The following is a 25,482-nucleotide window of genomic DNA, read 5'->3' as shown; positions in this document are numbered from 1 at the left end:
GCATGCGGCGCACCGCCCGTGAAGGCGGCGCGCCGGCGCATCGGGGGGCGCTTACTGGGCGCAGTCCTGCTGGCTGGGGCGCACGGACAGGTCGTAGTCGAAGTACTGGTGCATCAGCTTGTCGAAGGTGCCATCGGCGTAGACCGCGCAGATCGCCTGGTCGAACTTCGCTGCCAGCGCCTTGTCGCGCTTGCGGAAGGCCATCGCGGCGCCCTTGCCGAAGATCGAGGTCGGCGTCTTGATACTCGGCCCGACCTGCTTGTAGGGGCTGTTGTCGCCACGGAAGTCGATGGCATCGACGGCGATCGGAAAGTCTTCGAAGGTCAGGTCGAGACGCCCGGCCTTGAGGTCGTTGACCACGTCCTGGGACGAGCCGTAACGCTGGATGTCGAGCACGTCGCCATACTCCTGGGTGACGTAGACATCGCGGATGGTGCCGCGCTGCACGCCCACGGAAAGACCCTTGAGCGAGGCTTTGTCGGCGATGTCGATATCGCGGTCACGCGCGGTGATCCACACGCTCGGGGTGTTGTAGTAGGGCAGCGAGAACAGCACCTGGCGCTCGCGCTCCGGGGTGATCGCCATCGACGACAGGATGGCGTCGTACTTGCGTGCCAGCAGGCCGGGGATGATGCCGTCCCAGGGCTGTTCGACCCAGGTGCAGTCGAGCTTGGCGCGCTTGCACAGCTCGTTGCCGAGATCGATCTCGAAGCCTTCGAGCTGGCCGTCGGCGCTGCGCATCACGAACGGCTCGTAGGGCACGTCGATGCCCAGACGCACGGTCTGGTTGTCGTCGGCCAGCGCCGGGGTCGCGGCCAGCGGGGCGGCGAGCAGGGTGGCGGTGATCAGGGTCTTGGTGATCCAGTTGGTCATGGCGTCGGTTCTCGTTGTGATCGCAGGTGTGGTTGTTTTGGTCATGACTATCGTCGTGACTGTCGTCGTCATGGCCATCACGGCTGCCACCGCGCTCAGGCGCCGCGCGGTCGCAGGTGGGCCAGCAGGCGTTTTTCCAGCCGGCGGAAGACGAACATGATGCTGAAGGTCAGGCACAGATAGATCAGAGCGACGAAGATGAAGGCCGGGAAGGGGGCATAGAAGCGTGCGTAGACGTAGTATGCCGCCCCGGTCAGGTCCATGATCGTTACCACGCTGGCCACGGCGCTGGCGTGGAGCATGAAGATCACCTCGTTGCCGTAGGCCGGCAGCGCGCGGCGGAAAGCGCTGGGCAGGATGATACGACGCATCATCAGGCCCTTGGACATGCCGTAGGCACGTGCCGCCTCGATCTCGCCCTTGGCGGTGTTCTTGATCGCGCCGCGGAAGATCTCGGTGGTATAGGCCGCGGTGTTCAGCGTGAACGCGATCAGCGCCGGGTAGAAGGCGTCCTTGAAGACCTCCCAGAAGATGGTGTCCTGAATGCCGTTGAAGAACACCACGCCGTAGTAGACCAGATAGAGCTGGATCAGCAGCGGGGTGCCGCGGAAGACGTAGGTGTAGGCGTAGATCGGCCACTTGATCCACCACCGCTTGGAGCCGCGGCCGATCGCCAGCGGTACCGCCAGCACGATGCCCAGCAGCAGACACAGAAATACCAGCTGCACCGTGGTGACCAGGCCGTTCCAGTAAAAGCCCAGGGTGTTGGCGGTGAAGATCGCATTGCCCGCAAGCAGTTGGGTGAACCAGGCGTTCAGTTGGTCCATTCGCTGGCCTCCCCGAAACCGGTGCTGTAGCGCTTGCTGAGCTTGGCGAAGCCCCACTCCGAGAGCGAAGCGATGAGCAGGTAGATCCCCGCCACCGGCAGCATGAACAAGAACGGCTCATGGGTCGCCTTGGTCGCCTCGGCGGCGACCCGCACCATGTCGGTCAGGCCGATGATCGAGACCAGTGCGGTGGTCTTCAACAGCACCATCCAGTTGTTGCCGATCCCCGGCAGCGCATGGCGCATCATCAGCGGAAAGCGCACGCGGCGAAACGCCAGCCACGGGCTCATGCCGTAGGCGCGGGCGGCTTCCATCTGGCCTTCCTCGACCGACTGGAAGGCACCCCGGAAGGTCTCGCCCATGTAGGCCCCGAAGATCAGGCCGATGGTAATGACCCCGGCGACGAAGGCATCGACGTTGATGAAGATATCGACATCGAAGGCGTCGTAGAGCTGATCGGTGAGCATGTTGATGCCGATCTGGCCGCCGTAGAACAGCAGCATCATCAGCACCAGATCGGGCACGCCGCGGATCAGCGTGGTGTAGAGGGTACCGATGGCGTGGATGGCGCGATTGCGCGAGAGCTTGGCGCTGGCCGTGAGCAGGCCCAGGATCACTGCCAGCACCAGTGACAACAGCGCCAGTTCGAGCGTGACCATGGCGCCTTCCAACAGCCGCGGGCCGTAGCCTTGCAGGTCGATCATGATGGCCGCCTCAGTGCTTGGGCGCCAGGAACTGGCGCAGGCGCTCGGAGCGCGGGTTGTCGAGGACCTCGGCCGGCGTGCCGGACTCTTCGATCACGCCCTGGTGCAGGTAGATCACCTGGCTCGAGACATCGCGGGCGAAGGCGATCTCGTGGGTCACCAGAATCATGGTGCGGCCCTCGTCGGCGAGCCCGCGCATGACCTTGAGCACGTCGCCCACCAGCTCGGGGTCGAGCGCCGAGGTGGGCTCGTCGAACAGCATCACTTCCGGGTCCATCGCCAGCGCCCGGGCGATCGCGCCGCGCTGCTGCTGGCCGCCCGACATCTGGGTCGGATAGTAGTCGGCACGCTCCAGCAGGCCGACCCGGTCGAGCAGCGCCCGGGCTTCGTCGATGGCCTGCTTGCGCGGCTTCTTGAGCACATGCACCGGCGCTTCGATGACGTTCTCGAGCAGCGTCATGTGCGACCACAGGTTGAAGTTCTGGAACACCATCGAGAGCTTGGCGCGCAGGCGCTCGACCTGTTTCCAGTCGGCGGGCTCGCGACCGTGCTTGGTGGCGCGAAAATGGATCGGCTCGTTGTGCACGATCAGCTCGCCCTCGTCGGGCTGTTCGAGCAGGTTCATGCAGCGCAGGAAGGTGCTCTTGCCCGAGCCGGAGGCACCGATCAGGGTGATGACATCGCCCTTGTGAGCCTCGAGAGAGAGGCCCTTGAGCACCTCGTGGGAGCCGAAACGCTTCTTGATGTCGCGCGCCTCGAGCGGAATGGGGGTCGTGGCCATGTGGTCGTCCACCGAATGGGTTGGCTGGCGGGGCCGGCGGCTCGCTCGGGTGTCCGGCTCGCGAAAGTCGGGGTGAGCGGGGCGGCTCCCTGCCGGGCTGAGAAACGAAATCCCGGAATGGGCGCTAAGAAAAATGCGGCGATTCTATCAGCTTCGGCGCCGGGTGCCAGAGACCTCTATGGCGGCGGGCGGTGCCGGCCAGCCCGAGACGGCGGAAAGGCGGTAGGCATGTGACATTCAAAAGTACTCCTGCGGCTATGTTGTCGTTGTTGGATATCCGCGCGGGATATCGTCGCTATAGATCGTCCTGGAACGCAGAGGTCGGCAATCGTGCCGGGTCAGTGTGGTCGATGATCGTTCGGCCTCAACCGTCGCCGGGGGCGGCGCAGGGCCGTACCAGCAGCGCGGCGCGGGCGTTGAGCTCGACCCGGGCATTGGGAAAGACCACCGCCAGCGGCTCGGGACCGACCACGAAGCCGCCACCGGTGTCGTCCTCGCTGAGCCGCGTGTTTGGGGCGAATTCGGTGAAGTTGGCGACATCCTCGGCAAAGGTGAGCCGGAACGAGGGGTGGTCGCGCATCAGCTCCACCGCGACCTGGAAGAAGCGCAGCGCCTCGACATCACCCGCTTCGGGTGCCCGCCCCGCAGCCAGGCACGCCAGCCAGTGGCGCATGCCGTCGAGGGCGTCGAGATCGTTGGCGCCGAACGGGCGCACCTTGCCCAGCTCCAGGGTATAGGCTTCGGCGGCGTGGTAGTGGCGCGAATAGTGCGAAAAGGTCCAACTGTGCTGATGCTGCAGCAGCACTGCCTGCATGCCGGCGCCGGCCAGCGCCGGCCAGTGTGAGGTCGGCTGCTGCTCGGTGAACGGCACCACGGCAAAACGCGGATAGCGGCTGTCACGAATGGCGGTGTGCATATCCAGATGCAGCGGGCGAGCCGGATGACGGGCATAGAAGTCGTCGACCCGTTGCATGAGCTGGCGCGCGCGCTCGGGTTCGTCGCCTCTGGCGTCCAGGTCGCGCCGGAACAGCCGGTTGAGATTGGTCTCGACGAAGCGCGTACCGGAGCGAATCGCCGGCAGGTTGCCTAGAATCACCAGCAGCGGCGCGCCGAGTGTCGCCGTCCCTGCCTCGAGCGCGGCGAGCAGCTCGCCCACCAGCTCGATCGGCGCGGTCTCGTTGCCATGGATACCCGCCGAGATCACCACGCTGCGCGCCTGTGGCGCGGGCCGGGTCGGAGTCAGTTCGAGCACGCCGGGGGCAAGCGTGCGATAGCGCCCGCCGGCGAGCTCGCCCTGGTGGGCATGGGCGTTCCCGTCGAGGGTCAGCGCCAGCCAGTCATCGAGCAGGGACATGAGCGTTACGCGCGCGCAAGGAAAGGTTACCGGGTTCGATCACTCGTGGCCTCGGTGTTACAGGGTGTGCACTCAGATTACCCGCTTGGCAGGCCGCGACAAGCGCGGCCGTCGACAGACTGAAAAAGCGCGGCCGCATCTTGAAAGCATCGCAGCCGTCAGCATGGTGGAGGCTCATCCGCTTCACGCCCCAGATCAAACCCCGCGGGCGTTGGTATAAAGGGTGTAGATCGAGCGGCTGGCGGTCATCAGCAGGCGGTTGCGCTGGGCGCCGACGAAGCACAGATTGGCGCACACCTCCGGCAGGCGGATACGGCCGATGCGTTCACCGCCGGGGGCAAAGATCGAGACGCCGTCGCGCCCCTCGCCGCCGGAGACGCTCGCCCACAGATTGCCATCCACATCCAGGGCGATGCCGTCGTAGGTCTCGTCGTGACTGGAGACGATCATCTCGCGCTCGCCCAGCGCGCGGCCCTGCTCGGACAGGGCGAAGCGCGATACCGAGGCGGGCAGCTCGGGAAAGTGCGAGGGGGCAGTGTCGCTGGCGTAGAGGTAGCGGCCGTCGGCGGAGAGCGCCAGACCGTTGGGCTTGGCCAGTTCCTCGCTGAGCTTCAGCGGCGCATCGAGCGTGTCGTCGATGTAGTAGATCGCCGGTGCCAGCTGCAGCGGGCGTTTGCTGCCTTCGTAATCGACATGGGCGCCATAGCCGGGGTCGGTGAAGATCACGCCGTCATTGGGCAGGATCACCAGATCGTTAGGGGCATTGAGTGGCTTGCCCTGGAACGCGTTGGCGAGCACGCGGACGCTGCCGTCCCACTCGTAGCGCACCACCCGCGCCGGCGAGTGTTCGCAGACGACCAGACGTCCATGGTGGTCGAAGGCATTGCCGTTGGCATGGCCGACCCCTTCGCGCAGCACGCTGACACGCCCGCTGGCTTCGTCCCAGCGCATCTGGCGGGCGCGCGGGATATCGCTGAATACCGCGTAGCGTCCGACCGCGTTCCATGCCGGCCCCTCCAGCCAAAGACCGTCGGACCAGTGTCGTTCGAGCGGGGTGTTGAACAGATAGTAGGGCTCGAAGCGCGCATCCAGTACTTCCCAGGCGGGGTCGGGATAGCGGCTCGGCGTCGGGCCCGCGTCCTGCGCCCAGGCCGTGGGTGAGAGCGCAGCGGTGGCGGCGAGCGCCGCACCGGTACCGAGGAAATGGCGACGGTTCATATCCATATGGCGAAGCTCCTTGGCGGCAAGAGAGTGGGCTCGGGACGCAAGTTCGGCGAACGTCAGCTCGCCGAGGCGGTGTCGTCGGGCTGGGGCGGACAGTGTGCCGGGTCCTGCTCGACGCTGATCAGCTCGTCGACGGGGAAGTCCAGCGCCTGGGCACGATCGAGATAGGCCGAATAGGTGGCCGAGGGCATGGTCGGCTGGCGCGAGAGTATCCACAGGTAGTCGCGGTCGGGGCCCGCCACCAGCGCATGCTGGTAGTCCGGGTCGAGCGCCAGCACGCTGTAACCGGCATAGAAGGGACCGAAGAAACTGACCTTGAGATGCCCGACATCCGGCTCGCCGGCGAAGCTGGCACGCCCCTCGGCGCTCTCCCAGCGCCGCTCCTTGGGGTCGTAGCCGCGGTTGATGACCCGAATGTCGCCGTCGTCGCGCAGGCTGTAGTTGGCGGTGACGCATTCGAGACCCGACTCGAAGCCATGATCGAGGCGGGCGATCTCATACCACTGGCCAAGATAGTGGTCGATGCGGAAATCGGTGACCGGCTGAGTCCCCTCCGGTACACCGGTGCAGCCGGCCAGCAGCGTGAAGGGGGCGAGCCAGGTTAGGCGCGGATAACGGGGCAGACTCGAGGGTAACAGCACAGGATCCATCCTTGTTGAGCGGCAGCGTCACCACGGCTCGGCGCGGCATAGGTTCGCCAAATTCTAATAGATTGCCCAAATGAGACAAAGTTGCAATACCGGGCGATCCCCTCGGCGCTGCCAAGGCTGCCGGCAGACGGGGCTGGCGGTAGCGCGGTAAGCGCTAGCGGCGGCGCAGCGCGCTGCGAGGCTTGCGGGAAGAGACTCGTGGGCGGCGGACGGTAGAGGGTGGAAAGAAGAGAGATAGGGAATAGATAGAGGAGAAGAGGGCAGAGCGTTGAGAGCGGCGTCGCCGCCCCAGGAGAAAGGACGGCGACGCCTGCCGAAGCGGTGGCTCAACTGGCGCGGCGAGCCTCCATCTCCTGCTGGTAGGTCTGCGCCAGCGAGGTCTTGTCGGCGTCGCCGAGCACGCGTCCGGCGAGCTGGAACACTTCCTGCTCTTCCTCTTCCAGATGGTGCGTCACCAGATGCTGCAGCTTCTTGGCGCTCGCCAGCCAGCCCGGGGAGTCGTACTCGGTGCTTTCCAGCGTCTCGATCAGCTCATCGATCTCGTGATGCTCGGCGACGCTATGACGCGCTTTCTCCTGCGTCATGTCGTACTCCATCATCGGGATATAGAGCGCGCGCTCCTCGGCGGCGGCGTGGTTCTCCAGCTCGGCGCGCAGGCGCTTGAACAGCTCGTCGCGGCCCTCGCTGTCGCCGTGGGTCTTCACCAGCAGTTCCAAGAGCTGGCGCTGCTTGTCGTGACTTTCACGCAGGGCTTCGAAAATGGTCATGGTCTTCCTCATCCTTGGGGTCGTCCGGGGGTAGCATGATGGGCCGCGGTGCAAAAGCCGCCGCCGCGCATCGCCGGGCGGTAACAGCCCGCAGTGTCGATGCGCCGCATCATGTCTCTAGATTAGGCCATGGTCGGCCCTGCCGCACGCCAGCGTGGCCGGCCCGAGCATTCCTCGGAGAGGTGACGCAAGGTTTCGCGGTAGGAACCGAGCAGCATTCGCCCTGTACGCTTGTGTCATTTCCTGTGAAGCTTTGATGAATAGGGTGAGCAGGATCGTCAATGAGATAAAAATGATACATGCTGTTATTTTAGGGCTGAGAAACCTAAGTCAGCGCCGGGTAAGACGCTCCGGCGGGGTGGCGCAGGCAGCCGGTACTACGGCAGCGCGGCGGTCAATGTCGGAGTCGAACGTGTCCTTGGCGATGAGCAAACCAACAACAAGCATCCAGGGGATCGAGCTGCGGAGTCGCATCACATGCGACATCTGCTGATCGTCTGTCTGTGTCTCGCGACGAGTCTTCTCTTTACCGTCAAGAGCCGCGGAGACGATTCTGTAATGGTTCTGATCGCCAATCCGTCAGTCATCCAGACCTCTCTATCGCTGGAAACCGTCAGAGCGATCTTTGCCATGCGTCAACGTACCCTCTCCGACGGTCAGGCGGTGCATGTCTTCGTGCTGCCGGACGGCGATCCTCTGCACGAGGCCTTCGCCAAAAAGATTCTCGGCGTCTACCCCCATCAACTTCGCCTGGCCTGGGACAGGGCCGTCTTTTCCGGTACCGGACAGGCACCGAACGAAGTCGCTACGGCGTCGGCGATGCTCAAGGCCGTGGCCTCGACGCCCGGCGGTATCGGCTACGTCTACCGTTCAGAACTGACGAATCAAGTTCGGGTGCTCGACATTGAATAACTTATTACGAAGCGCCGTGCCGAGCTGGTTGAGCGCGCTCGGTCTGGCGCTGGCGGGCCAGGCCCAGGCGATGGAGATGCCGGACACCTTTCAGGTTCATGGTTTCATGAGCCAGGCGCTGATCTTGACCGATCACAACGACTTCTTCGGCCCGAGCAGTCGTGATACCGGCAGCCTGGAGTACACCGAGCTGGGGCTCAACGCCTCGTTTCGGCCGCGTAGCAACGTGCTTGTGGCGGGGCAGGTGCTGGCGCGTCGGGCGGGGAGCATGCAGCGGCTGGACGAGCCCGAATTGGACTATGGGGTGGTGGACTACCAATTTTTCACCGACAACTACGCCAATGCGGGCATTCAGCTCGGTCGTTTCAAGAACCCACTCGGGCTCTATAACCAGACGCGTGATGTTGCCGCCACGCGTCCCAGCATCCTGCTGCCACAGTCCATTTACTTCGACCGCACTCGCAAGCCCGCACTATCCGCAGACGGTGCCATGCTCTATGCCGAAGAGTTTCTGAATAACGGTTCAGTGCGGTTCCAGTTCGGCCTGGGTAGTCCTCGCCTCGACGATCAATCCGAAGTCAGCGTGCTAGGGGCAGAAAACTATGGCGACTTCTCGGGAAAGACATCCTATATCGGCCAGGTACGTTATGAGCACGGCGGCGGCGAATTCGTGCTTGCATTGACCTATGCCGATGTCAACGCGGAATTCGATTCTCGCGGTGCGCGCCCTGGGTCGGGTGATTTCTCCTTTCAGCCTTGGATTCTCTCTTTTCAGTACAATCTGGAGAATTGGTCTTTTACGACCGAATACGCCATTCGCAATATTCGGACAAAAGGATTCGTGTCCTCTTATAACTATGATGTCACGGGAGAGAGCTGGTACGTGCAGCTGAGTCGAAGGCTGGGTAGTGAGTGGCAGTGGCTCTTGCGATACGACTCTCTGGTGACCGATATCGATGATCGCTCTGGAAAAGAGTTTGCGCAGACATCGGGGCTACCGGCGTTCACGCGCTATGCCAAGGACTGGACGACCGGCGTTCAGTGGCAACCCTACGGGCGTTTCATGGTGTCGACGGAACTTCACCATATTCAAGGCACCGGCTGGCTGCCTTACCAGGATAGGGCGGAACTCATGAGCCAGGAAAAGTACTGGAATCTGCTGCTTTTTCAGGCCTCTTACTTTTTCTGATGTCATCGACGAAACACTGAAAGGCATTTGAATGCGTGCTCATGAGCGGACCTTCAAGCTGGACCTGAAATGGCGAGCCATGCTGCTCACCAGCTTTCTGCTTTTAGGTTTGACGATTCTGATCGTCTGGGTGAGCAATCGAGCGCTAGTGGACCAGTTCGATAACGCCCGGCGCGATTTTTACGAGCGGCAACGTCAGGAAGTGCATTTCAATATTCAGCGCTCCGCGGATGTCATGCGGCAGATGGCGAGCCTGGTGGCCGCCTCTGATCACTTGGGCAAGGCACTGCTGAATGCAGACACAGAGCGTGCCAGTCGTGCGCTCCGCACGCTGTGGCCCACACTGCAGTTGGATGCCGGGGTGGATGAAATCATCGTCTACGACCGCCATCTGGACGTGATCACGAGTACCGGTAGAGATACCCCCGAGGCGTCTGCGCGCACCGACCGTGTTTGGCTCCGTGGCGTACTGGTTCGGGAAGAACCGGCCGATCGACTGGTATGCCGGCAGTCGTGCCAGCAGTTCGAGGCAGTACCCGTACTGGCCGAGGGCACCGATGCAGGGGTTGTGGTCTTATCACGCTCGCTGGCCGATGTGACGCGCTATGTGCAGAAGAGCTCTGGCAGTGAGGTCGCCCTGCTGGTACGTCAGGCAGGGGACGCGGACGATGCGCGCTTTCTGCCACGCTGGAATACGCTGCTCACCGCCTTGACCCATGAGACCGAGCTACTGCCCTTCATTAAAACACTCTCGCGTCAGTACACCTGGGATGCGATCCAGGGCAGATCTCTGAGCTACTCGCGCGGGGGGCGGACCTATGAGCTGTCGACGATTCCCATCGCGGGAACCGATAGCGACGACGGCGCGCTTGGCAGCTTTCTATTGGTTTCGGACGTGACCTCGCAGATGGCGAGCATTTCCAGCACCACCAATACCATTCTGCTGATCTCCCTTGGTGGTTGGCTGGCGGCGGAGTTCATTCTTTATTTGATTCTGCGCTATCGCATGGACCAGTTGCGGGAAATCAGCCGTAAGCTCCCGCTACTGGCAGACCGTCAATACTATGTCATGCGGCAGGGACGACAGGCGCGCAGATCATTGTTCGTCGACGAGATCGATACGCTGGAGAAGACGGCGATAGATCTCGAAGTCCAGCTAGAGGGTCTTGAAAAGGAGGTCGGCAAACGCGGAAGCGAACTCGAGACCCGAGTACGCGAACTGGCCCGAGAGCGTGACTTTATCCGTGGACTCATGAATACCGCAGAGGTGCTGGTCGTCACGCACCGCCGGGATGGCCGCATGACCCTGGTCAATCGTTTCTGCCAGGTGATGACGGGGTTGGATGAGCAGGCGCTAAAGCAACGCAGTTTCCCAGAAACCTTTGCGGTCGAGCGCTTCGATGAGGAGGAGATGTTCGCACACGGCAGCCAGCAGGAGAGTACGTTCGTTGCTGTCGATGGCACCACACGAACGATCGTCTGGTATCACACCCCATTGAGAACGGAAGAAGCGGGCACTGAGGTCATCTCCGTCGGCGTCGATATCACCGAGAGGAAAACGGCTGAAAATCAATTGTCCTGGCTGGCCAACCGCGACCCGCTCACGGAACTCTACAATCGGCGCTTCTTCGAGGACTCGTTGCGCCGTGCCGTGGTCATGGGCCACTTCGGTGCGGTGCTCTATCTCGATCTTGATCGATTCAAGGATGTCAACGAGTTGAGCGGACACCATTCAGGAGACCAGTTGTTGCGGACTGTGGCAGCGACGCTGGCAGAGCTCAACCAGGGCAGTATCGTGGCGCGCCTGGGAGGCGACGAGTTTGCCGTGCTCATGGAGCATGCCTCTGCGGATCTAGCGATCGAGCGCGCCAAACAGATTGCCGAGGAGTTGGAGCATCGCAGTCTGCACGTGGATGGGCGCATCCATCGCGCCAGCGCAAGTATCGGCATTGCGCTCTATCCCGATAACGGTGACAGCCCCGATGAATTGATGGCCAACGCTGATTACGCGATGTATCGCGCCAAAGAAGACGCTACCCAACGCTGGCACTTGCTGACGCCGGATCAGCAGGGGCGTGAAGATCTGAAAAATCGTGTCTTTTGGGTCGAAAAAATTCGCAGTGCCCTGCTGTATGACCAGTTCGAATTGATGGTTCAGCCTATCTTTCGATTGAAAGATCTCACTATCCAGCATTACGAAGCGCTGCTGCGTATGCGCCAGGAAGATGGAAGCTATTTGTCACCGGGCGCCTTCATTCCGGTTGCCGAACGCACGGGGCAGATCGTTCCCATCGATAGATGGGTGCTTTCCCGCGGTATTGCCCTGCTGGCAAGTCAATCCGACGACATCATTAATCTGGCTGTCAACCTCTCCGGGCAGTCGCTCAATGACCGGACATTGACAACCTTTCTACGTGAAGAGTTTGATAAGTGGCAGGTGAAGCCGCACCGTTTGGTGGTGGAGGTCACGGAGACGGCAGCAGTGACCGATTTCACCTCGGCGAGAGGTGTGCTCGAAGAGATCAGGCGCTTGGGCTGCCAAGTAGCACTGGATGACTTTGGCGTGGGCTTCAGTAGTTTCTACTATCTAGGGCAGCTTCCGTCGGATTACATCAAGATAGATGGGTCATTCATTACCACGCTGTTGGACAGCGAGGAGAGTCGTCTGATCGTCAAAGCTATCGCCGATATCGCCCGTGGGTTGGGCAAGAAGACGGTCGCTGAATTTGTCGATAAGCCTTCTATTCTGCCCTTCTTGGCCAATTATAATATCGATTACGCTCAGGGGTTCTATTTTGGCAAACCAATGCTTGCTCGCGACGCAGGATTTGGATGAGCGCTCGCGACCTCGCTCGATCGCTGGTGTGACGGACGCATTGCTGACGATTTTCCAGTTCAGGTTGGCGTTGTCCGAAGATGACAAGCGGTGTGCTTTTCAGCTGCGTCATCGGGTGTTTTGCGAAGAGCTCGGTTTTTTCAGCATCGACCAGCGCGATCGCGTCGAACGGGACGCCTTCGATGACAATGCCCTGCACTGTCTCGTGACGCATCGCGAAACAGGGATGGTCGTCGGGTGTCTGCGGGTGGTCAAGGCGACAGGGGATGATGGTGATGCGGTCACTCTCCCCGTCGAAGAACACTGCTCGCACTTGGGCATCACCATCGACATGGGCGACGTTCCACTCTCCAGGGCGCACCTTTGCGAAATATCGCGTGTCGCCATTCCCCACTATTTTCGTACAGGTGGCGGGGGAGGCGAGCGCGCATCGGCGCAGGAGAAGCAACTGCTGCAGCGACACGGCCGTCAGGCGTTCATGACCCTCGGTATTGGTCTGAACCTATGCGCTACTGCCCTGAGTGGTCTGCTTGACCGTCCTCACGTTCTGGCGATGATCGAGCCACGCTTTCAGCGCCTGCTGGCCAGGGCAGGGCTGCGCTTCGCTCAGGTGAGCCCGACCGTCGAGCTGCTCGGTGTGCGGGCGGCGTTCTATATCGATCAGCGACGTGCCGAGCGCGAACTCACTCAGACCTTTCAGCCGCTCTACGCGGCGCTCTACCACGAGCTGGAGCAGCAGTATCGTCTGACTCGTTCCGCCAGCTGACCGGCCTCTACCGCCGCGCGCCCCGGCGTAGCGTCGCCACCCCGGGGCTCGCCGGTCGCGTCGCCGTCAAAGTGCCTCGGCGATCGCCCGACCCAGGCTTTCGGTGGTGCCCTGGCCCTTGATGTCAGGGGTGAGCAGCGTGCGGTCGTCGCTGGCCAGCACGCGTTCGATGGCGCTGACGATGGCCGCGCCGGCGGCGTCGTGCCCCAGATGTTCGAGCATCATCGCGCCGCACCAGATCTGGCCGATCGGATTGGCAATGCCCTTGCCGGCGATATCCGGGGCGCTGCCGTGGACCGGTTCGAACAGGCTGGGGAACTTGCCCTCGGGGTTGATGTTGGCCGAGGGCGCGATGCCGATGGTGCCAGTACAGGCCGGTCCGAGGTCGGAAAGAATGTCGCCGAACAGGTTGCTGGCGACGACGACGTCGAACCAGTCCGGGTGCAGGACGAAATTGGCGGTCAGGATATCGATATGGAACTGATCCACGCCGATCTCGGGGTAGTGCGAGGCCATCGCTTTCACCCGCTCGTCCCAGTAGGGCATGGTGATCGAAATGCCGTTGGACTTGGTCGCCGAGGTCAGCTTCTTGCGCGGGCGGCTCTGGGCCAGCTCGAAGGCGTACTTGAGCACCCGATCCACCCCGGTACGCGTCATCACCGTCTCCTGCATCACCGTCTCGCGCTCGGTGCCCTCGAAGATCTTGCCGCCGATGCTCGAGTACTCACCCTCGGTATTCTCGCGCACCACGTAGAAGTCGATGTCGCCGGGGTGGCGGTCCGCCAGCGGGCTCTTGATGCCCGGCATCAGCCGGCAGGGGCGCAGGTTGATGTACTGGTCGAAATGGCGCCGGAACTGCAGCAGCGAGCCCCACAGCGAGATATGGTCGGGTACTTTCTCCGGCCAGCCCACCGCCCCGTAGAAGATGGCATCGAACCGCGACAGGGTGTCGAACCAGTCGTCCGGCAGCATCTGACCGTGTTCGAGATAGTAGTCGCAGCTACCGAAGTCGAACGTCTCGAACTCGAGCGCGATATCGAAACGGCGCGCGGCGGCCTCGAGTACGCGCAGGCCTTCCGGCACCACTTCGGTACCGATGCCGTCGCCGGGGATGACGGCGATGCGATGGGTCTGGCTAGCCATGGGAGTTACCTCAGTAAGTCGATGGGAGGACGGAGCACGCTGTTCGAGTGCCAGTGCCGTTAGGCACTATCTGAAAAGAACTGCGCTCGACCATGCAGCGTTAAAAACCGGCTCAAAATGCTCATTTACACCTCGTAAACTCCGCGTTTTCGCCGATTTTTGCCTTGCCTGGCCTTCGCTCGTCGACTTTTCAGACAGCACCTAGTTTCGCTGTCTGCAGTGTAGGCCCTCTCGCCGCGGCGATAATCGGGCTATCATGCAAGCCATTGTTGAATACAGGTGGAGAATGGCGTGGCGGCGCTCGACGATCTGGCCTTTTTCCAGCATGTCGCCCGGGCGCGCAGCCTGACCGGAGCGGCCCGTGAGCTGGGGCTGTCACTCTCCGCGGTCAGCAAGCGGTTGCAGCAGCTGGAGCAGCGGCTGGGCGTGACGCTGGCGGTTCGTACCACCCGGCGCCTGACGCTCACGCCGGAGGGGGAGCGCTACCTGCAGCGCGGCGCGCTGATCCTCGACGATCTCGGCGAGCTCGAGAACTCGTTGCGCGAGCAGGGCTCGGCGCTGAGCGGTCGGCTGCACGTCAATGCCACCTTCGGTTTTGGCCGGCGCCATGTGGCGCCGCTGCTGTCGCGCTTCGCTGCCTGCCACCCTCAGCTCTCGCTGCAGCTGGAGCTGAGCAATTTCCCCCGCAGACTCGACGCTCAGGATGTGGATATCCACATCCGGGTGGGTGAGCCGCCGGACGCACGCTGGGTCGCCCGGCGGCTGCTCGCCAACCGCCGTATCCTGTGTGCGGCGCCGGCCTATCTCGCCAGCCGGCCACCGCTACGAACGCCGGAAGATCTGGCCCAGCACGACTGCCTGGTGATCCGTGAGAACGACACCGACTATGCGCTGTGGCGCTTCGAGGGCGTGGCCGATCCAGGTGAGCAGCGCACGGTGCGCGTACATGGCCGGCTGTCGAGCAACGACGGCGAGGCGATGACCCGGCTGGCGCGTGATGGCCACGGTGTGCTGCTGCGCTCCTGGTGGGACGTGCATGGGCTGCTCGCCCGCGGCGAGCTGGTCGAGCTGCTGCCCGAATGGCGCGGCGTGGCTGCGGATTTCCATCTGCTCTATAGCGTGCGTGCGCGTGAGAGTCTGCGGGTCAAACGCTTCGCCGAGTTCATGGTGGGGGAAATGGCGGGGCGGGTGCCGCCGTTACCCTAGTTTGAGTAAGACGCGTACCGGTGTTCTGCGACTTGCCGTGCGGCGCCTGGGTGTGGCCCGTAGAAACGGCCAGACAAAAAAATGCCCACCAGGGGATGGTGGGCAAGTAAGGGATCATTCAAGGGAACACTGACTCAGAGTGCCTGCGTGCGGGATAGTTCCCGCTGGGGTCAAAAAAAGCGCGAAAAAAATGTAACGCTTTTTTGCCGTGATGGCGGAGCGCGCTCGGCGCACCGCCAGGTGCGGCCTTAGCCAGTGTGGATCACAGCGAGAACGCTGCCTTCACCGCCGGCCAGGCGGGCTCGCCGGTGGTGGTTTCGACGCCCTTCAGCATCGCCTGAACCTCTTCCGGATGCGCAGTGATCCACGCCTTGGCCACCGCCTGCTGCGACTCGCCGACCTGACCGTACTGCTGGATCATCCAGCTCTGCTCTGCCGAGGAGAAGCTGAACTGATCGAAGAAGGTCACCAGGTTGGGATGTGACTCGGCGTAGGTGCTGGCGATCAGCGTGCGCACGTCGCTGGCGCCGTTGCCCTTGCCGAACAGATTCTTGCTGTCGCTCAGATAGTGCATCGGGAACTCGAGGTTCATCCAATGCGGCTTCCAGCCGACCCATACGATTGGCTCGTGGTTGTCGATATGGCTCTTGACCGCGCTGAGCATACCCACGGTGCTGGTGTCGACCAGCGTCCAGTCACCCAGGCCCCAGGTGTCGGCGTCGATCGCCTTGTTCAGGATCTCGCTCGCCGCCGAGCCGGCGCCGAAGCCGTAGATCTCGCCGCCGAACTCGTCGCGATGGGCATCGAGGTCGGCGAACGAGGTGATGCCGCTGTCGTAGACATACTCGGGCACCGCCAGTGTCATCTGCGCGCCGGTCACGTTGGTGGTCAGGCGGCGCACGCTGCCCTTCTCCTCCAGCGGCGCCAGCATCGGCTGCTGGGCCGGCAGCCAGGCCCCCAGAAAGACATCGACGTCACCGCTGTCCAGGCCCTGGTAGATGACCTGCAGCCCGATCTCCTCGGTCTTGGGGTGATAGCCGAGCGTGCTCAGCAACTGGCTGGCGATCTCGGTCTTGACGCTGATGCCGGGCCAGGCGGGCGCGCCGAAGACGATACTGTCGTCCGCGGCCTGGGCCGCCGGCATGGCGCCCAGGCTCAGGCCGGTGCCCAGCAGCAGGGCGGACAGGGTGGTCGCATATCTCATTGTCATTCTCCTTGATAGCGGGTAAGGGCTAGCGGTGGTGCGCTCTCAGCGTGTCAGCACGCGCAGGTGCGACTGCAGCATGTCGAGGTCGAGATAAGTGCCCTGAAGATGACGCTTGCCGGTGTTGGGGTCGAAGGCGTGACGTCCGTGCAGCACGCGGCGGTTGTCGAACGCCACCATCTGCCCCGGCGCCAGGGTCAGCTCGACCCGGCGCTGCGGCTCGCGCAGCACCTGCCAGAAGGTATGGTAGGCGTCGTACCAGGCGTCGATCTGCGCCAGCGGCAGGCTCAGGGTATCGCGAATCCAGTTGTTGAAACGGATCTCGCGCGGCTCGCCGGTGGCATCCAGGTCGATGACCGGCTGGCGCACGGCGATATCGTGGCCATCGTCCTGAAAGCGGAAGTCGATCGGCGTTTCGCTGAGCATCCGAAACGCCTGCGGGTCACGCTGACGCAGTTCGCGCGCCGCGGCAAAGCCGTCGGTGAAGCTCGACTCGCCGCCTTCGGCATCGTTCTCCAGGCAGTAGAGCAGCTGGATGTCCGGCGGCTGACGCCAGTTGGGCAGATCGGTATGGAGCTCCAGGCCGATCGCGGTATAGGCCGCGTTGTTCGGGTTGGGTACCGAGCGTACATCGAAGCGGGCGCCGAAGTTGGTGGCGCGCAGGGGGCCGATGTGTTCGGCGATGCGAGAGACCGTTTCCGGCTCGCACGGGCCCTCGTCGAGCAGCACCAGGCCATCGCGCAGCAGCGCCTCGATCCAGCGGCGGCGCCCGGCCTGGCTGGCGTCGAACTCGGTATAGGCCACGTGGCGCGGGGCAAAGCCTGGCTGCCACGGCTCGGCGCGGGGCAGCAGGGTGTCCAGCGCCTGGCCGGGACGGCGCTGGTGCAGCCAGCCGGCATCGAAACAGGAACGATGGCCGTCGGCCCAGGTCAGGCTCAGGCGGTCGGCGGTAATGTTCAGCTCGGCCACCGCGTCGTCGTTGCCCAGACGTGCCCACAGCGGGTCGTCGAGCAGCGAGTAGAGCCGCTCTCGGGTCAGCGGGTGGCGGCACGTAGGGCAAGCGCAGTGATCGCGCAGCCAGCGCTGGGGAAACTCGCCTTGGCTGCCATCGGCCCAGGTCAGCACTACCCGGCGTGACTGCCGCCTGGCCTCCACCAGCGCCACGTCGGGCGCGCCCTCGCCCTGACGATAGCGGCGCAGCTCGGCCATCTCGATGCGCGTGTCGGCGTCCGCGGCAGAAGCGGTGTGGAAGGCATTACCGGATGACAAGACTCGAACTCCCGATGGCGTGACCATCTCTTGCAGGTGAATGAGGAATGAGCGGCAGAACGCCGGGCGAGCGATAGGCGCATCGACGCCTCACGTCTCGCGATATCGAGACAGGATGCGGAGAGTGACAAAGCGTGACAAACGATTAATCTGTCGGCTAAGGCCAAGCTGAGCTAATGCCGAGCTTATTTCAGCAAAAGCGCGGTCTGCGCCCGATATCGTTCGCCAGTCAGTGCGTGAGAGCGTCTTCCGGTCCACTCGAACTGCAAGAGAGTCACTATGTCCCAGCTACCCCCGGTGCTCTGGTTACACGCGTTCGAGGCGGCGGCGCGCACCCTCAGCTTCACCGCCGCAGGGCGTGAGCTGGGCGTTACCCAGTCCGCGATCAGTCAGCGCATTCGGCTGCTCGAGGACCGTGTCGGGCAGCCGCTGTTCGTGCGTCACCCGCGCAGCCTGGCGCTCACGCCGGCCGGGCGCGCTTGGCTGCCCAGCGTGCAGGACGCCTTCGCGCGGCTGGCCGAAGGCACCGCCGAGGTGTTCGGTCCCAGCCCCGATGCGCCGATCACCCTGCGCGCCACGCCGGCACTGCAGCAGACTTGGCTGGCGCCGCGCCTGCTGCGGTTCCAGCAGGCGCATCCGCAGGTCACCCTGCGCCTGGTGAGCGCGATCTGGGCGGATGACTTCGGTGCCGAAGGGGTGGATATGGAGCTGCGCTATGGCCACGGCGAATGGCCCGATCTCACCGCGCAGTGCCTGGGGGAAGAACGCCTGCTGCCGGTGTGCAGCGCGGCGCTGGCGCAGCGCCTGGGCGAGCCCGCCGACCTGGCCGGCGAGACGCTGCTGCACGCCGCGGGGTTCGCCGCCGGCTGGCCGAGCTGGCTGGCTCTGGCAGGTGTCGCCGGGCTCGAGCAGCGCTGCCGGGCGATGATCTGCGATACCCACGTGACCACCCTGGCGCTGGCCGGCTACGGCGGCGGGATTGCGCTCTCCCACCGACGCCTGCTCGAGGCGAGCCGTGATCTGGTGGCGCCCTTCGCTCTGGACATGGCCACCGACGAAGCGTTCTGGCTGGTACGCCCGGCCAGCCGTCAGCTGCGCGCCCCGGCGGCGGCGCTATGGGACTGGCTGCTGGCGGACCACTGAGCCGAGCCGGCCACGGCCCAGGTGGGCTATGCTGAAGGCCTTTCCCGCCAACTTCGAGGTGGAGCATGTCCAAGCTATCGCGATCCCGTCGCCCGCTGGCCAAGGCGGCACTGACGCTGGGCCTGGCCCTGATGACGGCGCTGCCTGCGGCCGGCGTTGCCCTGGCGCAGGGCGTCACCGGTGTCGACCCGCACACCGGCAAGCGCGTGTATCTGCCCGACAACAACCACGACGGTCGCGCAGACTACGTGCCGCGGCGCCTGGAGATTCAGGTGGTGCCGGGCATCAATACCGCGCCCAATCCGCCACCGGTGCGTGACGACTCGGCCGGCGGCACAATCTGCCATGGCCGCGACGGCGGCACCACCATCTCCACCGCGCGACGGGTCTGCGATCCCTATGCGCCGAGCGGCGATGGCGGGCCGGGCGCCAGCTCGACCACCACCCGCTCGACGACCACGACGACGACCACCACCACGCGCTCCACGCCGACACGTCCCTCTTCCGGCTCATCCACCCGGGTCGATTGACGGGGGTGAGGTTTATTTGAGGCTGCCAACGCATTGTGTTCGTTCCCTAAGAACGCATTTCTAGGCCCTTGTAATTATGGGTGTCGGGAGTGAGACGACGGGAGGATCCTTTGCCAAGGATGGCAAAGGTGGCGCTGAGGGGCAGGTTTACGGTGCCCTCGTAAAGGCTCTCTATCGAGAGGCCTAATCCCTTCTATCTTATGAAAGAATAATCTAAATGTGTTGAGTGGCCTTGAATGCTGGGTTGAATTTTGCTACTTAAAAAGCTCGTTCGCTCGTGAATATTTCTGTCTTTCTGAATTTAGTTTTTGATGATGTAAAAGCTCTCGTTCGAGGACAAGGGAATGGATGAAATAAAGACCCAGCAGAAGGTGACTTGTCCGAAATGCGCTTCCGTGGTCGTCCCTAGGTTATGGCACCACAATGCTAATAACGTTATTTTATCCAGAACGACTGAGCATATATGCCCAATCTGTGGGGCCACCATGTATGAGACTGGGGGCGGGCTCTCAAGGCCAGCATGGATGGCTATCGGTATTTTCTTGCTGTGGCCTTTGGTGACAATGGTATCTGGGGTCTTTGTGTCTCTCGGTTTTTCTCGGGATTTTTCTGAGTTTTTATCTTTTGCTGTATTGGTGGGTGTAGCATTTTTTGTTTATCGTAAGAAAAGGCGTCTCTTCTTGAAAGTGTTTAGATTTCTTGGTCAGGGCAAGTAGTGTGCCTGTCAAGGTGGCTAGAGATGGCCGTCCCGCCCCCTCACTTCAAGGAAGACATGAAGGTTGGGGTGCTTAGCTGTATCAGGAGAAAGCCGGGCTTGATCTGCTGCTAGATTGATTTTTAGGGGGTGAAATGAATCTATATTTTAGGATGATTTGGCTACTACTGACGGCGAAGCGTCGGCGAGGTTGGATGCGCCTGAATGCTCTTGAAAACACCCTTGAGGGGATCGTTTTACCGAATGATATCGACGTGAATGGACATGTGAATAATGGCCGATTCATGACCGTCTGCGATCTTAATCGCATCGACTTTTTCATTCGCACGGGGCTGGCGCGGATCATGCTGCAGCGCAAATGGATGCCGATTATCTCTTACCATGACATGAACTATTACAAATCGCTCAAATTTGGAAAGCGCTATCGTTGTGGCATGAGCATGGAGCGCTGGGACGAGAAATATTTCTACATGCGGCACTGGTTTACCAACGCCAGTGGTGCCACCGTGGCTGAGGGTGTTTCACGCGCGGTGATTCGTGGCAGAGACGGTGTCATCTCACCCGAAGAGGTCGTGGCCGCAGTGGCAGCGTATCAAGGCGTGTCCATGGTAAAGCCGTCACCGGAATGAAGCGCAACGGCTTTTGGCTTCCCAACGTCAACGGCTTGGCAGCTGCTCCGGCCCGAAGGGCGAGCGGAACGAGTCACCTGCTCATTGACACCTCGTCAACTGGCGCGCCAGCCCGGTCCGTCTTGCTCGGTAGCGTCATCCTTCACCGGTCGCCAGCTGGATGATATCGCCGACGCGCCCCTCTTCCGGCTCATCCACCCGGGTCGATTGAGGCGCTTGCCGGCGCGCGTTAGCCGACGCTGCGAGTCGGCCGTGTCGGTGACTGGTCGATCGGTGGCTGGCTGATCAGTGGCTGGCTGATCAGTGGCTGGCAAAGTAGCGCGCGAAGGCGTCCACCACCTGATCGATATCCGCCTCGGAGACATCGCGGTGAGTGACGAAGCGCGGCGCGTAGAGCGCACCGACCAGGATGTCGCGTGCCTTCAGCCAGGCGAGCAGGTGCTCGGGGTCGAGGGCGTCGCCGCGGGTGAAGCGCACGAACACCATATTGGTCGCCTGTGAGGTCACTTCGATCCCGTCGATGGCGGCGAGCCCCGCCGCCAGACGCTCGGCCTTGGCATGATCCGCGGCCAGTGCCGGCAGATGGTGCGTCAGCGCATATTCGCAGGCCGCCGCCAGCAGCCCCACCTGGCGCATGCCGCCGCCTACCACCTTACGCCAGCGCCGGGCCTGGTCGATCAGTGCCTGGCTACCCACCAGCACCGAACCGGCCGGCGCGCCAAGCCCCTTGGAGCAGCAGATCGAGACGCTATCGAAGGGCGCGCACAGCGCTTCCAGGGTCGAGCCGCTGGCGACCACGGCATTGCCCACGCGGGCACCGTCGAGATGGGTGGCGAGGCCATGGCGTCGCGCCAGCGCGGTGGCCTGATGCACATAGTCGGCATCCAGTACCTGGCCGTGGAAGGTATTCTCCAGCGCCAGCAGTCGGGTACGGGCGAAGTGCGGGTCCACCGGCTTGATCGCGGCGGCGATCTTCTCCAGCGGCAGGCTGCCATCGGCGGCGTTGTCGATCGGCTGCGGCTGAATGCTGCCCAGGACCGCCGCGCCGCCGCCCTCATAGCGATAGGTGTGCGCCTGCTGACCGACGAGGTATTCGTCGCCACGCTGGCAGTGGCTCATCAGCGCGACCAGATTGCTCTGGGTGCCGGAGGGGAAGAACAGTGCCGCCGCCTTGCCGGTCTGGTCGGCGGCGTAGCGCTCCAGCTGATGGACGCTGGGGTCGTCGCCCCAGACATCGTCACCCAGGGGGGCGTCGAACATCACCCGGCGCATCTCGGCGCTGGGTCGGGTCACGGTATCGCTGCGTAAATCGATCATGTAAGCGCCTTTGAGGTGTCGTTGCAGAGGGGCGTGGTCGAGGGCCGCGTCGGCCAGGCGCCTGGTCGAGCGTCGCTCACGCCGGCGGCGACGCCGGGGCAAGCGCCATCAGCAGCGGTGAGCCGGCGAGCGCCTGCTGCAGGCGAGTCGCGAGAATCTCGACGATGGAATCGTTTTCGCCCACCAGCCGTGTCGTGACCACGTTCAGGCCGGGGGCACGCGCCATCGCCTGGGAACAGATCTCGGCGATGTCGCCCCCTTCGCCGGCGTGGCGGCCCGGGGAGAGAAACAGCATCGACAGGATCACGTCACCCTCGGCCAGCGCGGGTGAGGCCAGCAGGTCTTCCAGCAGTGGCTCGTTGAAGCGGTAGGCATCGCCCTCGCGGCGCTCCATCGAGGCGAACGTCACACCCGCGACCTCATCGGCCAGCAGTGCGCTCAGTTGCCCGCTGAGGTAGTTGCGCACCGCCGTCACTTCGGGGATCGGGCTGCCGTGGTCGACCAGCACGACCCTGGGCTTTGACTGGCCCGTCATGCGTTCGCGCACGTTGTCGGCGAGAAGCCGCGCCAGGCGCAAATCCGGCGCCAGCAGCGTATCCACCAGCGGCGGGGCGACCTTCACTGCCAGCTCGGGGTAGTTGGCCTGCACTTCGGCCAGCCGCTCCGGCAGGTAACGGGTCAGCGCCTGGCTGGGCCCGAAGAAGAAGGGCAGAATCAGCAGCTCGGTCACGCCCGCGGCGGCATGGCGTTCGGCCAGCGGCCCCAGCGAGACGGCCTTGTGCCCGCCGAGCTGCTCGGGGGGATCTTGAACGAGTGCAGCAGCGACGCGGCCTCGACCGCCTCGCCGCTGACCTGGCTCAGGGCCGCGGCGAGCCGGCGCAGGTTGAGCGTTGCGGCGGGGCGCAGGGAGCCGTTGTCGACGAGTAGAATCTTTCGCATGGGGCCTCGATGGGGTAACGCCAGAGCCAATCGCTGAATGGCTAGCATACCCGAGTGCTAGCGCTTGGCAGAACCGGGCAGACTGGCCACCGTCTCTCGGCCGTGCGTTTGTTCACGCCGAGCGCGTGGCGCATGATGCCGATGCTTAGAGGGTGTTTACACATTCAGCGAGCGCAGCCAGTTTTCGTGAAGGGCCTAGGCCGATGACCCAAGATCCCGTACTCCCCCAGCGCCTTCGCCAATACCTGGCGGCGGCTCCCCGCGAGGCACTGCCGATCACCTATCAGCAGCTTGCCGAGGCGCTGGGCTTGCAGCCGCCGCGCACCATTCAGCGCGTCGCCCAGGCGCTGGAAGCCCTGATGCGTGAAGACGCCGAGCACGGCCGGCCCTTTATCGCCGCGCTGGTCGTCAGCCGCCGCGGGGAAGGGCTGCCCGCGCAGGGCTTCTTCGATCTTGCCGTGGAACTGGGGCGGTTCCCCGTCGATCCGGCGCGGCAGGCCGGGGCCTGGCGGGAGGCGTTTGAACGGGTGATGGCAGCGAGATCGGCGTAGAGGCGATCCCAACTCCATTCGACACGCTGCCCGCCGGGCGGAGGCGGGCGTATCCGATACGCGGTATCTGGCCGGCTACCGGTGGGTCGTTGGCTACCGGTGGGTCGTTGATAGAGAGACGACGCCGACGGGGTGATGGCCCCGGTCATCCTCGAGTTTGCGCGAAGCGGTTGGCCCACTTCACCGTGAGATCGAACGCCCCCAGGGCATAAAAGTGAAAGCCTGCCAGGTTGCTGGCCGGGTCGCGCTTCTTGGAGGCGGCCAGTGCCTTGACGATCCGGCCCGGGTCCTGACCTCGCCAGCTCAGGCTCAGCAATCCTCTCAATCCGTTCATGTTCCTGCGTAGCACCTTGACCGAGGAACCGACCCCGCAAGCCATGGCGTGCTTGAGCAGGCTGGGTCCACTGGCCAGACCGTGCAGGCCGGCATAAATCGGCAACCGATTGCCTTGCTCCCGAATACGACGCTCCCAGGCAATGAAAGGGTCGGCATCGAAGAAAAACTGGGTGACGATGTAGAGCGGAATACCGGTCTCGACCGAAAAGGCATTCTTGATCGCCAACGCACGGTCGAGCGCTTTCTGCGTCGCCTCGGGGTGCCCCTCCGGGTGCCCCGCCACACCGATACGCCGTATACCGACACGCTCGATGACACCCGACTCCAGCAGCTCGAGCGTGTTGCCGAGCTGGCCGTGAGGCGTGTCGTCGCCGCCGGCCAGCAGCAGGATCTCGTCGACGGCGGCCTCTGCCACCAGTTTCGATAGCAAACGCTCGAATTCACGCTTGTCGGCCAGGCTACGGGCGGTCACATGGGGTACCGGTTTGAAGCCCAAGCTCTGCAATCGCCTGGCGCACGCCAGCATCTCCTCGTGCGTATGCTTCGGGAACTGGGGAACGAAAATGCGGGTTTCCTCGGGGACGGCGCCCCACTCGACCCTGTCTCCAAGTATTGCCTTCGGTGTGGCCTCTATCGAATACCCCTGGGACAGCGGGATGAAAGGCACGCAAGGCCCCTCGTTCAGCGGTGTCGTCACCACGTCTTTGGGCTTGGCGAATGGCGCCGACATCTTGATCCTCCATCCGGCGATTTTTTTACGCTATTGCGTTCGAATTTTGAAATCGGCCTCAGGCGGATGGCGAGGGGCGTGTGAAACGCGTCATGGCGTCCTGCCCGAAGTAGCGCTTCAGCAGGTCATAAAGCGCGGGATAGACCTCGATCAGCTGATCCGGGGCGGTGAAGAAGAGCTCGCAGCAGACCGCGAAGCACTCGCCGGGGTGGGTGGCGGCGTAGTCGTCGATCGGCGTCTCTTCGCCGCGGGCGAGGTGCGCCTGCAGGTCGTCCCATACCGCGGTGAAGATGCGATGCCACTCCTGGGCGGTGACTTCGCTCGCGGCGGCCAGCGGCGGGAAGCCGTCGACATCGTGGGAGTTGCCCAGGTCGAGCTTGTGGGCGAACTCGTGGATGATCACGTTGTAGCCGGAGTAGTCGCCGCTGGCGCCGACCTCGGGAGAGGCCAGCACCACCGGGCCACGCCAGGAGGTCTCGCCGGCGCGTTCGTCCTCGTACTCGTGCATCACGCCGAAGTCGTCCAGTTCTTCCACACGGCGGTGGAAGGCGTCGGCGACCAGTACGATATCGTGCACGTTGGCGAAGGCGGCGCTGGCGTCGTCGTCGCTCCAGGCCAGCGTCAGCAGGCAGGCCTGGGCGGTGATCGCGAGCTGGGCGGCGAGATCGAACTCGACGCCCTCGGACGCCGCCCACTGCCAGCGGTGCAGCTGCTGCCAGGCGCGCTCACCCAGGCGTGCGGCGTCGCTGTCGTTTAGGTCGGCGAGCAGCGGCAGGCCCTGACGCACCGCCTGCCAGCACGCCGCATCGAACGCGGGGGCGCCGCGCCGAATGGGCCACCAGCCCGGCCGCTTCACGCGGGCCTCTCCGGGGTGGCGTTACGCTCGC

Annotated in this window: 25 protein-coding genes; 9 read left to right on the top strand and 16 right to left on the bottom strand. The window is 63.5% G+C overall.

Annotation, left to right across the window (positions count from 1 at the left end; translation table 11 throughout):
* Window positions 1-51 precede the first annotated feature (51 nt).
* From QO259_RS15350 to QO259_RS15315, 8 genes are all read right to left on the bottom strand, one after another.
* The gene (locus QO259_RS15350; protein WP_035477097.1) at window positions 52-873 is read right to left on the bottom strand and encodes a transporter substrate-binding domain-containing protein; all 822 of its coding nucleotides are present in this window, start codon (window positions 871-873) and stop codon (window positions 52-54) included.
* A 95-nt stretch (window positions 874-968) separates the two neighbouring features.
* On the bottom strand, window positions 969-1,700 hold the full coding sequence (locus QO259_RS15345; protein ID WP_207033451.1) for an ABC transporter permease: 732 nt from the start codon (window positions 1,698-1,700) through the stop codon (window positions 969-971).
* Window positions 1,688-2,404, bottom strand: coding sequence for an ABC transporter permease (locus QO259_RS15340; protein ID WP_207033449.1), 717 nt, complete (start codon window positions 2,402-2,404; stop codon window positions 1,688-1,690). Before QO259_RS15340 ends, QO259_RS15345 begins: the two co-directional genes overlap by 13 nt.
* A gap of 10 nt (window positions 2,405-2,414) precedes the next feature.
* Complete coding sequence (locus tag QO259_RS15335) at window positions 2,415-3,185, bottom strand: ABC transporter ATP-binding protein (protein ID WP_035477094.1); 771 nt, start codon at window positions 3,183-3,185, stop codon at window positions 2,415-2,417.
* Window positions 3,186-3,549: 364 nt separating this feature from the next.
* On the bottom strand, window positions 3,550-4,533 hold the full coding sequence (locus tag QO259_RS15330; protein ID WP_285952786.1) for a succinylglutamate desuccinylase: 984 nt from the start codon (window positions 4,531-4,533) through the stop codon (window positions 3,550-3,552).
* Window positions 4,534-4,734: 201 nt separating this feature from the next.
* Window positions 4,735-5,763: an SMP-30/gluconolactonase/LRE family protein gene (locus tag QO259_RS15325; protein ID WP_285950605.1), complete on the bottom strand. Its 1,029-nt coding sequence runs from the start codon at window positions 5,761-5,763 to the stop codon at window positions 4,735-4,737.
* A 56-nt stretch (window positions 5,764-5,819) separates the two neighbouring features.
* On the bottom strand, window positions 5,820-6,413 hold the full coding sequence (locus tag QO259_RS15320) for a lipocalin family protein (RefSeq protein WP_502949114.1): 594 nt from the start codon (window positions 6,411-6,413) through the stop codon (window positions 5,820-5,822).
* Between the two features lie 326 nt (window positions 6,414-6,739).
* A complete protein-coding gene (locus QO259_RS15315) occupies window positions 6,740-7,180 on the bottom strand; it encodes a hemerythrin domain-containing protein (RefSeq protein WP_035477092.1) in 441 nt (146 codons plus the stop codon).
* Between the two features lie 477 nt (window positions 7,181-7,657).
* Between QO259_RS15315 and QO259_RS15310 the strand changes: the two genes are divergently transcribed.
* From QO259_RS15310 to QO259_RS15295, 4 genes are read left to right on the top strand one after another with little or no spacing between them, the layout of a single operon-like run.
* A complete protein-coding gene (locus tag QO259_RS15310; protein ID WP_285950603.1) occupies window positions 7,658-8,092 on the top strand; it encodes a type 2 periplasmic-binding domain-containing protein in 435 nt (144 codons plus the stop codon).
* 16 nt (window positions 8,093-8,108) lie between these two features.
* The gene (locus QO259_RS15305) at window positions 8,109-9,281 is read left to right on the top strand and encodes a hypothetical protein (protein ID WP_285950602.1); all 1,173 of its coding nucleotides are present in this window, start codon (window positions 8,109-8,111) and stop codon (window positions 9,279-9,281) included.
* A gap of 31 nt (window positions 9,282-9,312) precedes the next feature.
* Entirely contained in the window at window positions 9,313-12,117 is a 2,805-nt protein-coding gene (locus tag QO259_RS15300) for a bifunctional diguanylate cyclase/phosphodiesterase (protein ID WP_285950601.1), read from the top strand.
* Window positions 12,092-12,883 (top strand): PEP-CTERM/exosortase system-associated acyltransferase, encoded by a 792-nt coding sequence (locus tag QO259_RS15295; protein ID WP_285950600.1) that lies wholly within the window; start codon window positions 12,092-12,094, stop codon window positions 12,881-12,883. Before QO259_RS15300 ends, QO259_RS15295 begins: the two co-directional genes overlap by 26 nt.
* A 66-nt stretch (window positions 12,884-12,949) precedes the next feature.
* Here the strand turns inward: QO259_RS15295 and QO259_RS15290 are convergent, their stop codons facing one another.
* Window positions 12,950-14,026: a tartrate dehydrogenase gene (locus QO259_RS15290; protein ID WP_035477087.1), complete on the bottom strand. Its 1,077-nt coding sequence runs from the start codon at window positions 14,024-14,026 to the stop codon at window positions 12,950-12,952.
* 291 nt (window positions 14,027-14,317) lie between these two features.
* On the opposite strand from QO259_RS15290, the gene QO259_RS15285 reads away from it, so the two are divergent.
* Window positions 14,318-15,232: a LysR family transcriptional regulator gene (locus QO259_RS15285; RefSeq protein ID WP_285950599.1), complete on the top strand. Its 915-nt coding sequence runs from the start codon at window positions 14,318-14,320 to the stop codon at window positions 15,230-15,232.
* A gap of 262 nt (window positions 15,233-15,494) precedes the next feature.
* Here the strand turns inward: QO259_RS15285 and QO259_RS15280 are convergent, their stop codons facing one another.
* Together QO259_RS15280 and QO259_RS15275 are read right to left on the bottom strand one after the other, a co-directional pair.
* Window positions 15,495-16,436, bottom strand: a complete 942-nt coding sequence (locus QO259_RS15280) for an ABC transporter substrate-binding protein (protein ID WP_285950598.1) — start codon at window positions 16,434-16,436, stop codon at window positions 15,495-15,497.
* Between the two features lie 45 nt (window positions 16,437-16,481).
* Window positions 16,482-17,645: a TauD/TfdA family dioxygenase gene (locus QO259_RS15275; protein WP_502949154.1), complete on the bottom strand. Its 1,164-nt coding sequence runs from the start codon at window positions 17,643-17,645 to the stop codon at window positions 16,482-16,484.
* Between the two features lie 339 nt (window positions 17,646-17,984).
* Between QO259_RS15275 and QO259_RS15270 the strand changes: the two genes are divergently transcribed.
* The 3 genes from QO259_RS15270 to QO259_RS15260 all read left to right on the top strand — a co-directional run bounded on the left by QO259_RS15270 (window position 17,985) and on the right by QO259_RS15260 (window position 20,722).
* Window positions 17,985-18,848, top strand: coding sequence for a LysR substrate-binding domain-containing protein (locus QO259_RS15270; protein ID WP_285950596.1), 864 nt, complete (start codon window positions 17,985-17,987; stop codon window positions 18,846-18,848).
* Between the two features lie 65 nt (window positions 18,849-18,913).
* Window positions 18,914-19,378, top strand: a complete 465-nt coding sequence (locus tag QO259_RS15265) for a hypothetical protein (protein WP_285950595.1) — start codon at window positions 18,914-18,916, stop codon at window positions 19,376-19,378.
* Between the two features lie 909 nt (window positions 19,379-20,287).
* A complete protein-coding gene (locus QO259_RS15260; protein WP_285950594.1) occupies window positions 20,288-20,722 on the top strand; it encodes an acyl-CoA thioesterase in 435 nt (144 codons plus the stop codon).
* 300 nt (window positions 20,723-21,022) lie between these two features.
* Here QO259_RS15260 and ltaE read toward each other — a convergent pair whose 3' ends face one another.
* The 3 genes from ltaE to QO259_RS20305 form a co-directional block, all read right to left on the bottom strand.
* On the bottom strand, window positions 21,023-22,039 hold the full coding sequence (ltaE, locus tag QO259_RS15255) for a low-specificity L-threonine aldolase (RefSeq protein ID WP_285950593.1): 1,017 nt from the start codon (window positions 22,037-22,039) through the stop codon (window positions 21,023-21,025).
* A 76-nt stretch (window positions 22,040-22,115) separates the two neighbouring features.
* A complete protein-coding gene (locus tag QO259_RS15250) occupies window positions 22,116-22,769 on the bottom strand; it encodes a sirohydrochlorin chelatase (protein WP_353057296.1) in 654 nt (217 codons plus the stop codon).
* Complete coding sequence (locus tag QO259_RS20305) at window positions 22,766-22,978, bottom strand: hypothetical protein (protein ID WP_353057295.1); 213 nt, start codon at window positions 22,976-22,978, stop codon at window positions 22,766-22,768. Before QO259_RS20305 ends, QO259_RS15250 begins: the two co-directional genes overlap by 4 nt.
* 203 nt (window positions 22,979-23,181) lie before the next feature.
* Here QO259_RS20305 and QO259_RS15245 point away from each other — a divergent pair, with 203 nt between their 5' ends.
* Window positions 23,182-23,529, top strand: coding sequence for a hypothetical protein (locus tag QO259_RS15245; protein ID WP_285950592.1), 348 nt, complete (start codon window positions 23,182-23,184; stop codon window positions 23,527-23,529).
* Between the two features lie 145 nt (window positions 23,530-23,674).
* Here the strand turns inward: QO259_RS15245 and QO259_RS15240 are convergent, their stop codons facing one another.
* Window positions 23,675-24,595 carry a methylenetetrahydrofolate reductase gene (locus tag QO259_RS15240; protein ID WP_285950591.1) on the bottom strand — a complete coding sequence of 307 codons (921 nt, stop codon included), beginning with the start codon at window positions 24,593-24,595 and terminating at the stop codon, window positions 23,675-23,677.
* Window positions 24,596-24,653: 58 nt separating this feature from the next.
* Entirely contained in the window at window positions 24,654-25,451 is a 798-nt protein-coding gene (locus QO259_RS15235; RefSeq protein WP_285950590.1) for a M90 family metallopeptidase, read from the bottom strand.
* Window positions 25,452-25,482 lie beyond the last annotated feature (31 nt).

The sequence above is a fragment of the Salinicola sp. JS01 genome (genome assembly GCF_030284585.1).
Taxonomy (GTDB): domain Bacteria; phylum Pseudomonadota; class Gammaproteobacteria; order Pseudomonadales; family Halomonadaceae; genus Salinicola.
Note: the sequence above shows the minus strand (reverse complement) of the source record. Positions and strands in the feature narration are given on the sequence as shown.

What these genes read in the sequence shown, in the direction of transcription:
- QO259_RS15245 (WP_285950592.1), top strand. Translation starts at nt 23,182, where the DNA reads ATGACCCAAGATCCCGTACTCCCCCAGCGCCTTCGCCAATACCTGGCG.
- QO259_RS15315 (WP_035477092.1), bottom strand. Translation starts at nt 7,180, where the DNA reads ATGACCATTTTCGAAGCCCTGCGTGAAAGTCACGACAAGCAGCGCCAG.
- QO259_RS15260 (WP_285950594.1), top strand. Translation starts at nt 20,288, where the DNA reads ATGCGCCTGAATGCTCTTGAAAACACCCTTGAGGGGATCGTTTTACCG.
- QO259_RS20305 (WP_353057295.1), bottom strand. Translation starts at nt 22,978, where the DNA reads ATGCGAAAGATTCTACTCGTCGACAACGGCTCCCTGCGCCCCGCCGCA.
- QO259_RS15240 (WP_285950591.1), bottom strand. Translation starts at nt 24,595, where the DNA reads ATGTCGGCGCCATTCGCCAAGCCCAAAGACGTGGTGACGACACCGCTG.
- QO259_RS15280 (WP_285950598.1), bottom strand. Translation starts at nt 16,436, where the DNA reads ATGAGATATGCGACCACCCTGTCCGCCCTGCTGCTGGGCACCGGCCTG.
- QO259_RS15290 (WP_035477087.1), bottom strand. Translation starts at nt 14,026, where the DNA reads ATGGCTAGCCAGACCCATCGCATCGCCGTCATCCCCGGCGACGGCATC.
- QO259_RS15325 (WP_285950605.1), bottom strand. Translation starts at nt 5,763, where the DNA reads ATGGATATGAACCGTCGCCATTTCCTCGGTACCGGTGCGGCGCTCGCC.
- ltaE (WP_285950593.1), bottom strand. Translation starts at nt 22,039, where the DNA reads ATGATCGATTTACGCAGCGATACCGTGACCCGACCCAGCGCCGAGATG.
- QO259_RS15310 (WP_285950603.1), top strand. Translation starts at nt 7,658, where the DNA reads ATGCGACATCTGCTGATCGTCTGTCTGTGTCTCGCGACGAGTCTTCTC.
- QO259_RS15340 (WP_207033449.1), bottom strand. Translation starts at nt 2,404, where the DNA reads ATGATCGACCTGCAAGGCTACGGCCCGCGGCTGTTGGAAGGCGCCATG.
- QO259_RS15335 (WP_035477094.1), bottom strand. Translation starts at nt 3,185, where the DNA reads ATGGCCACGACCCCCATTCCGCTCGAGGCGCGCGACATCAAGAAGCGT.
- QO259_RS15350 (WP_035477097.1), bottom strand. Translation starts at nt 873, where the DNA reads ATGACCAACTGGATCACCAAGACCCTGATCACCGCCACCCTGCTCGCC.
- QO259_RS15345 (WP_207033451.1), bottom strand. Translation starts at nt 1,700, where the DNA reads ATGGACCAACTGAACGCCTGGTTCACCCAACTGCTTGCGGGCAATGCG.
- QO259_RS15275 (WP_502949154.1), bottom strand. Translation starts at nt 17,645, where the DNA reads ATGGCCGAGCTGCGCCGCTATCGTCAGGGCGAGGGCGCGCCCGACGTG.
- QO259_RS15300 (WP_285950601.1), top strand. Translation starts at nt 9,313, where the DNA reads ATGCGTGCTCATGAGCGGACCTTCAAGCTGGACCTGAAATGGCGAGCC.
- QO259_RS15270 (WP_285950596.1), top strand. Translation starts at nt 17,985, where the DNA reads ATGTCCCAGCTACCCCCGGTGCTCTGGTTACACGCGTTCGAGGCGGCG.
- QO259_RS15320 (WP_502949114.1), bottom strand. Translation starts at nt 6,413, where the DNA reads ATGGATCCTGTGCTGTTACCCTCGAGTCTGCCCCGTTATCCGCGCCTA.
- QO259_RS15265 (WP_285950595.1), top strand. Translation starts at nt 18,914, where the DNA reads ATGTCCAAGCTATCGCGATCCCGTCGCCCGCTGGCCAAGGCGGCACTG.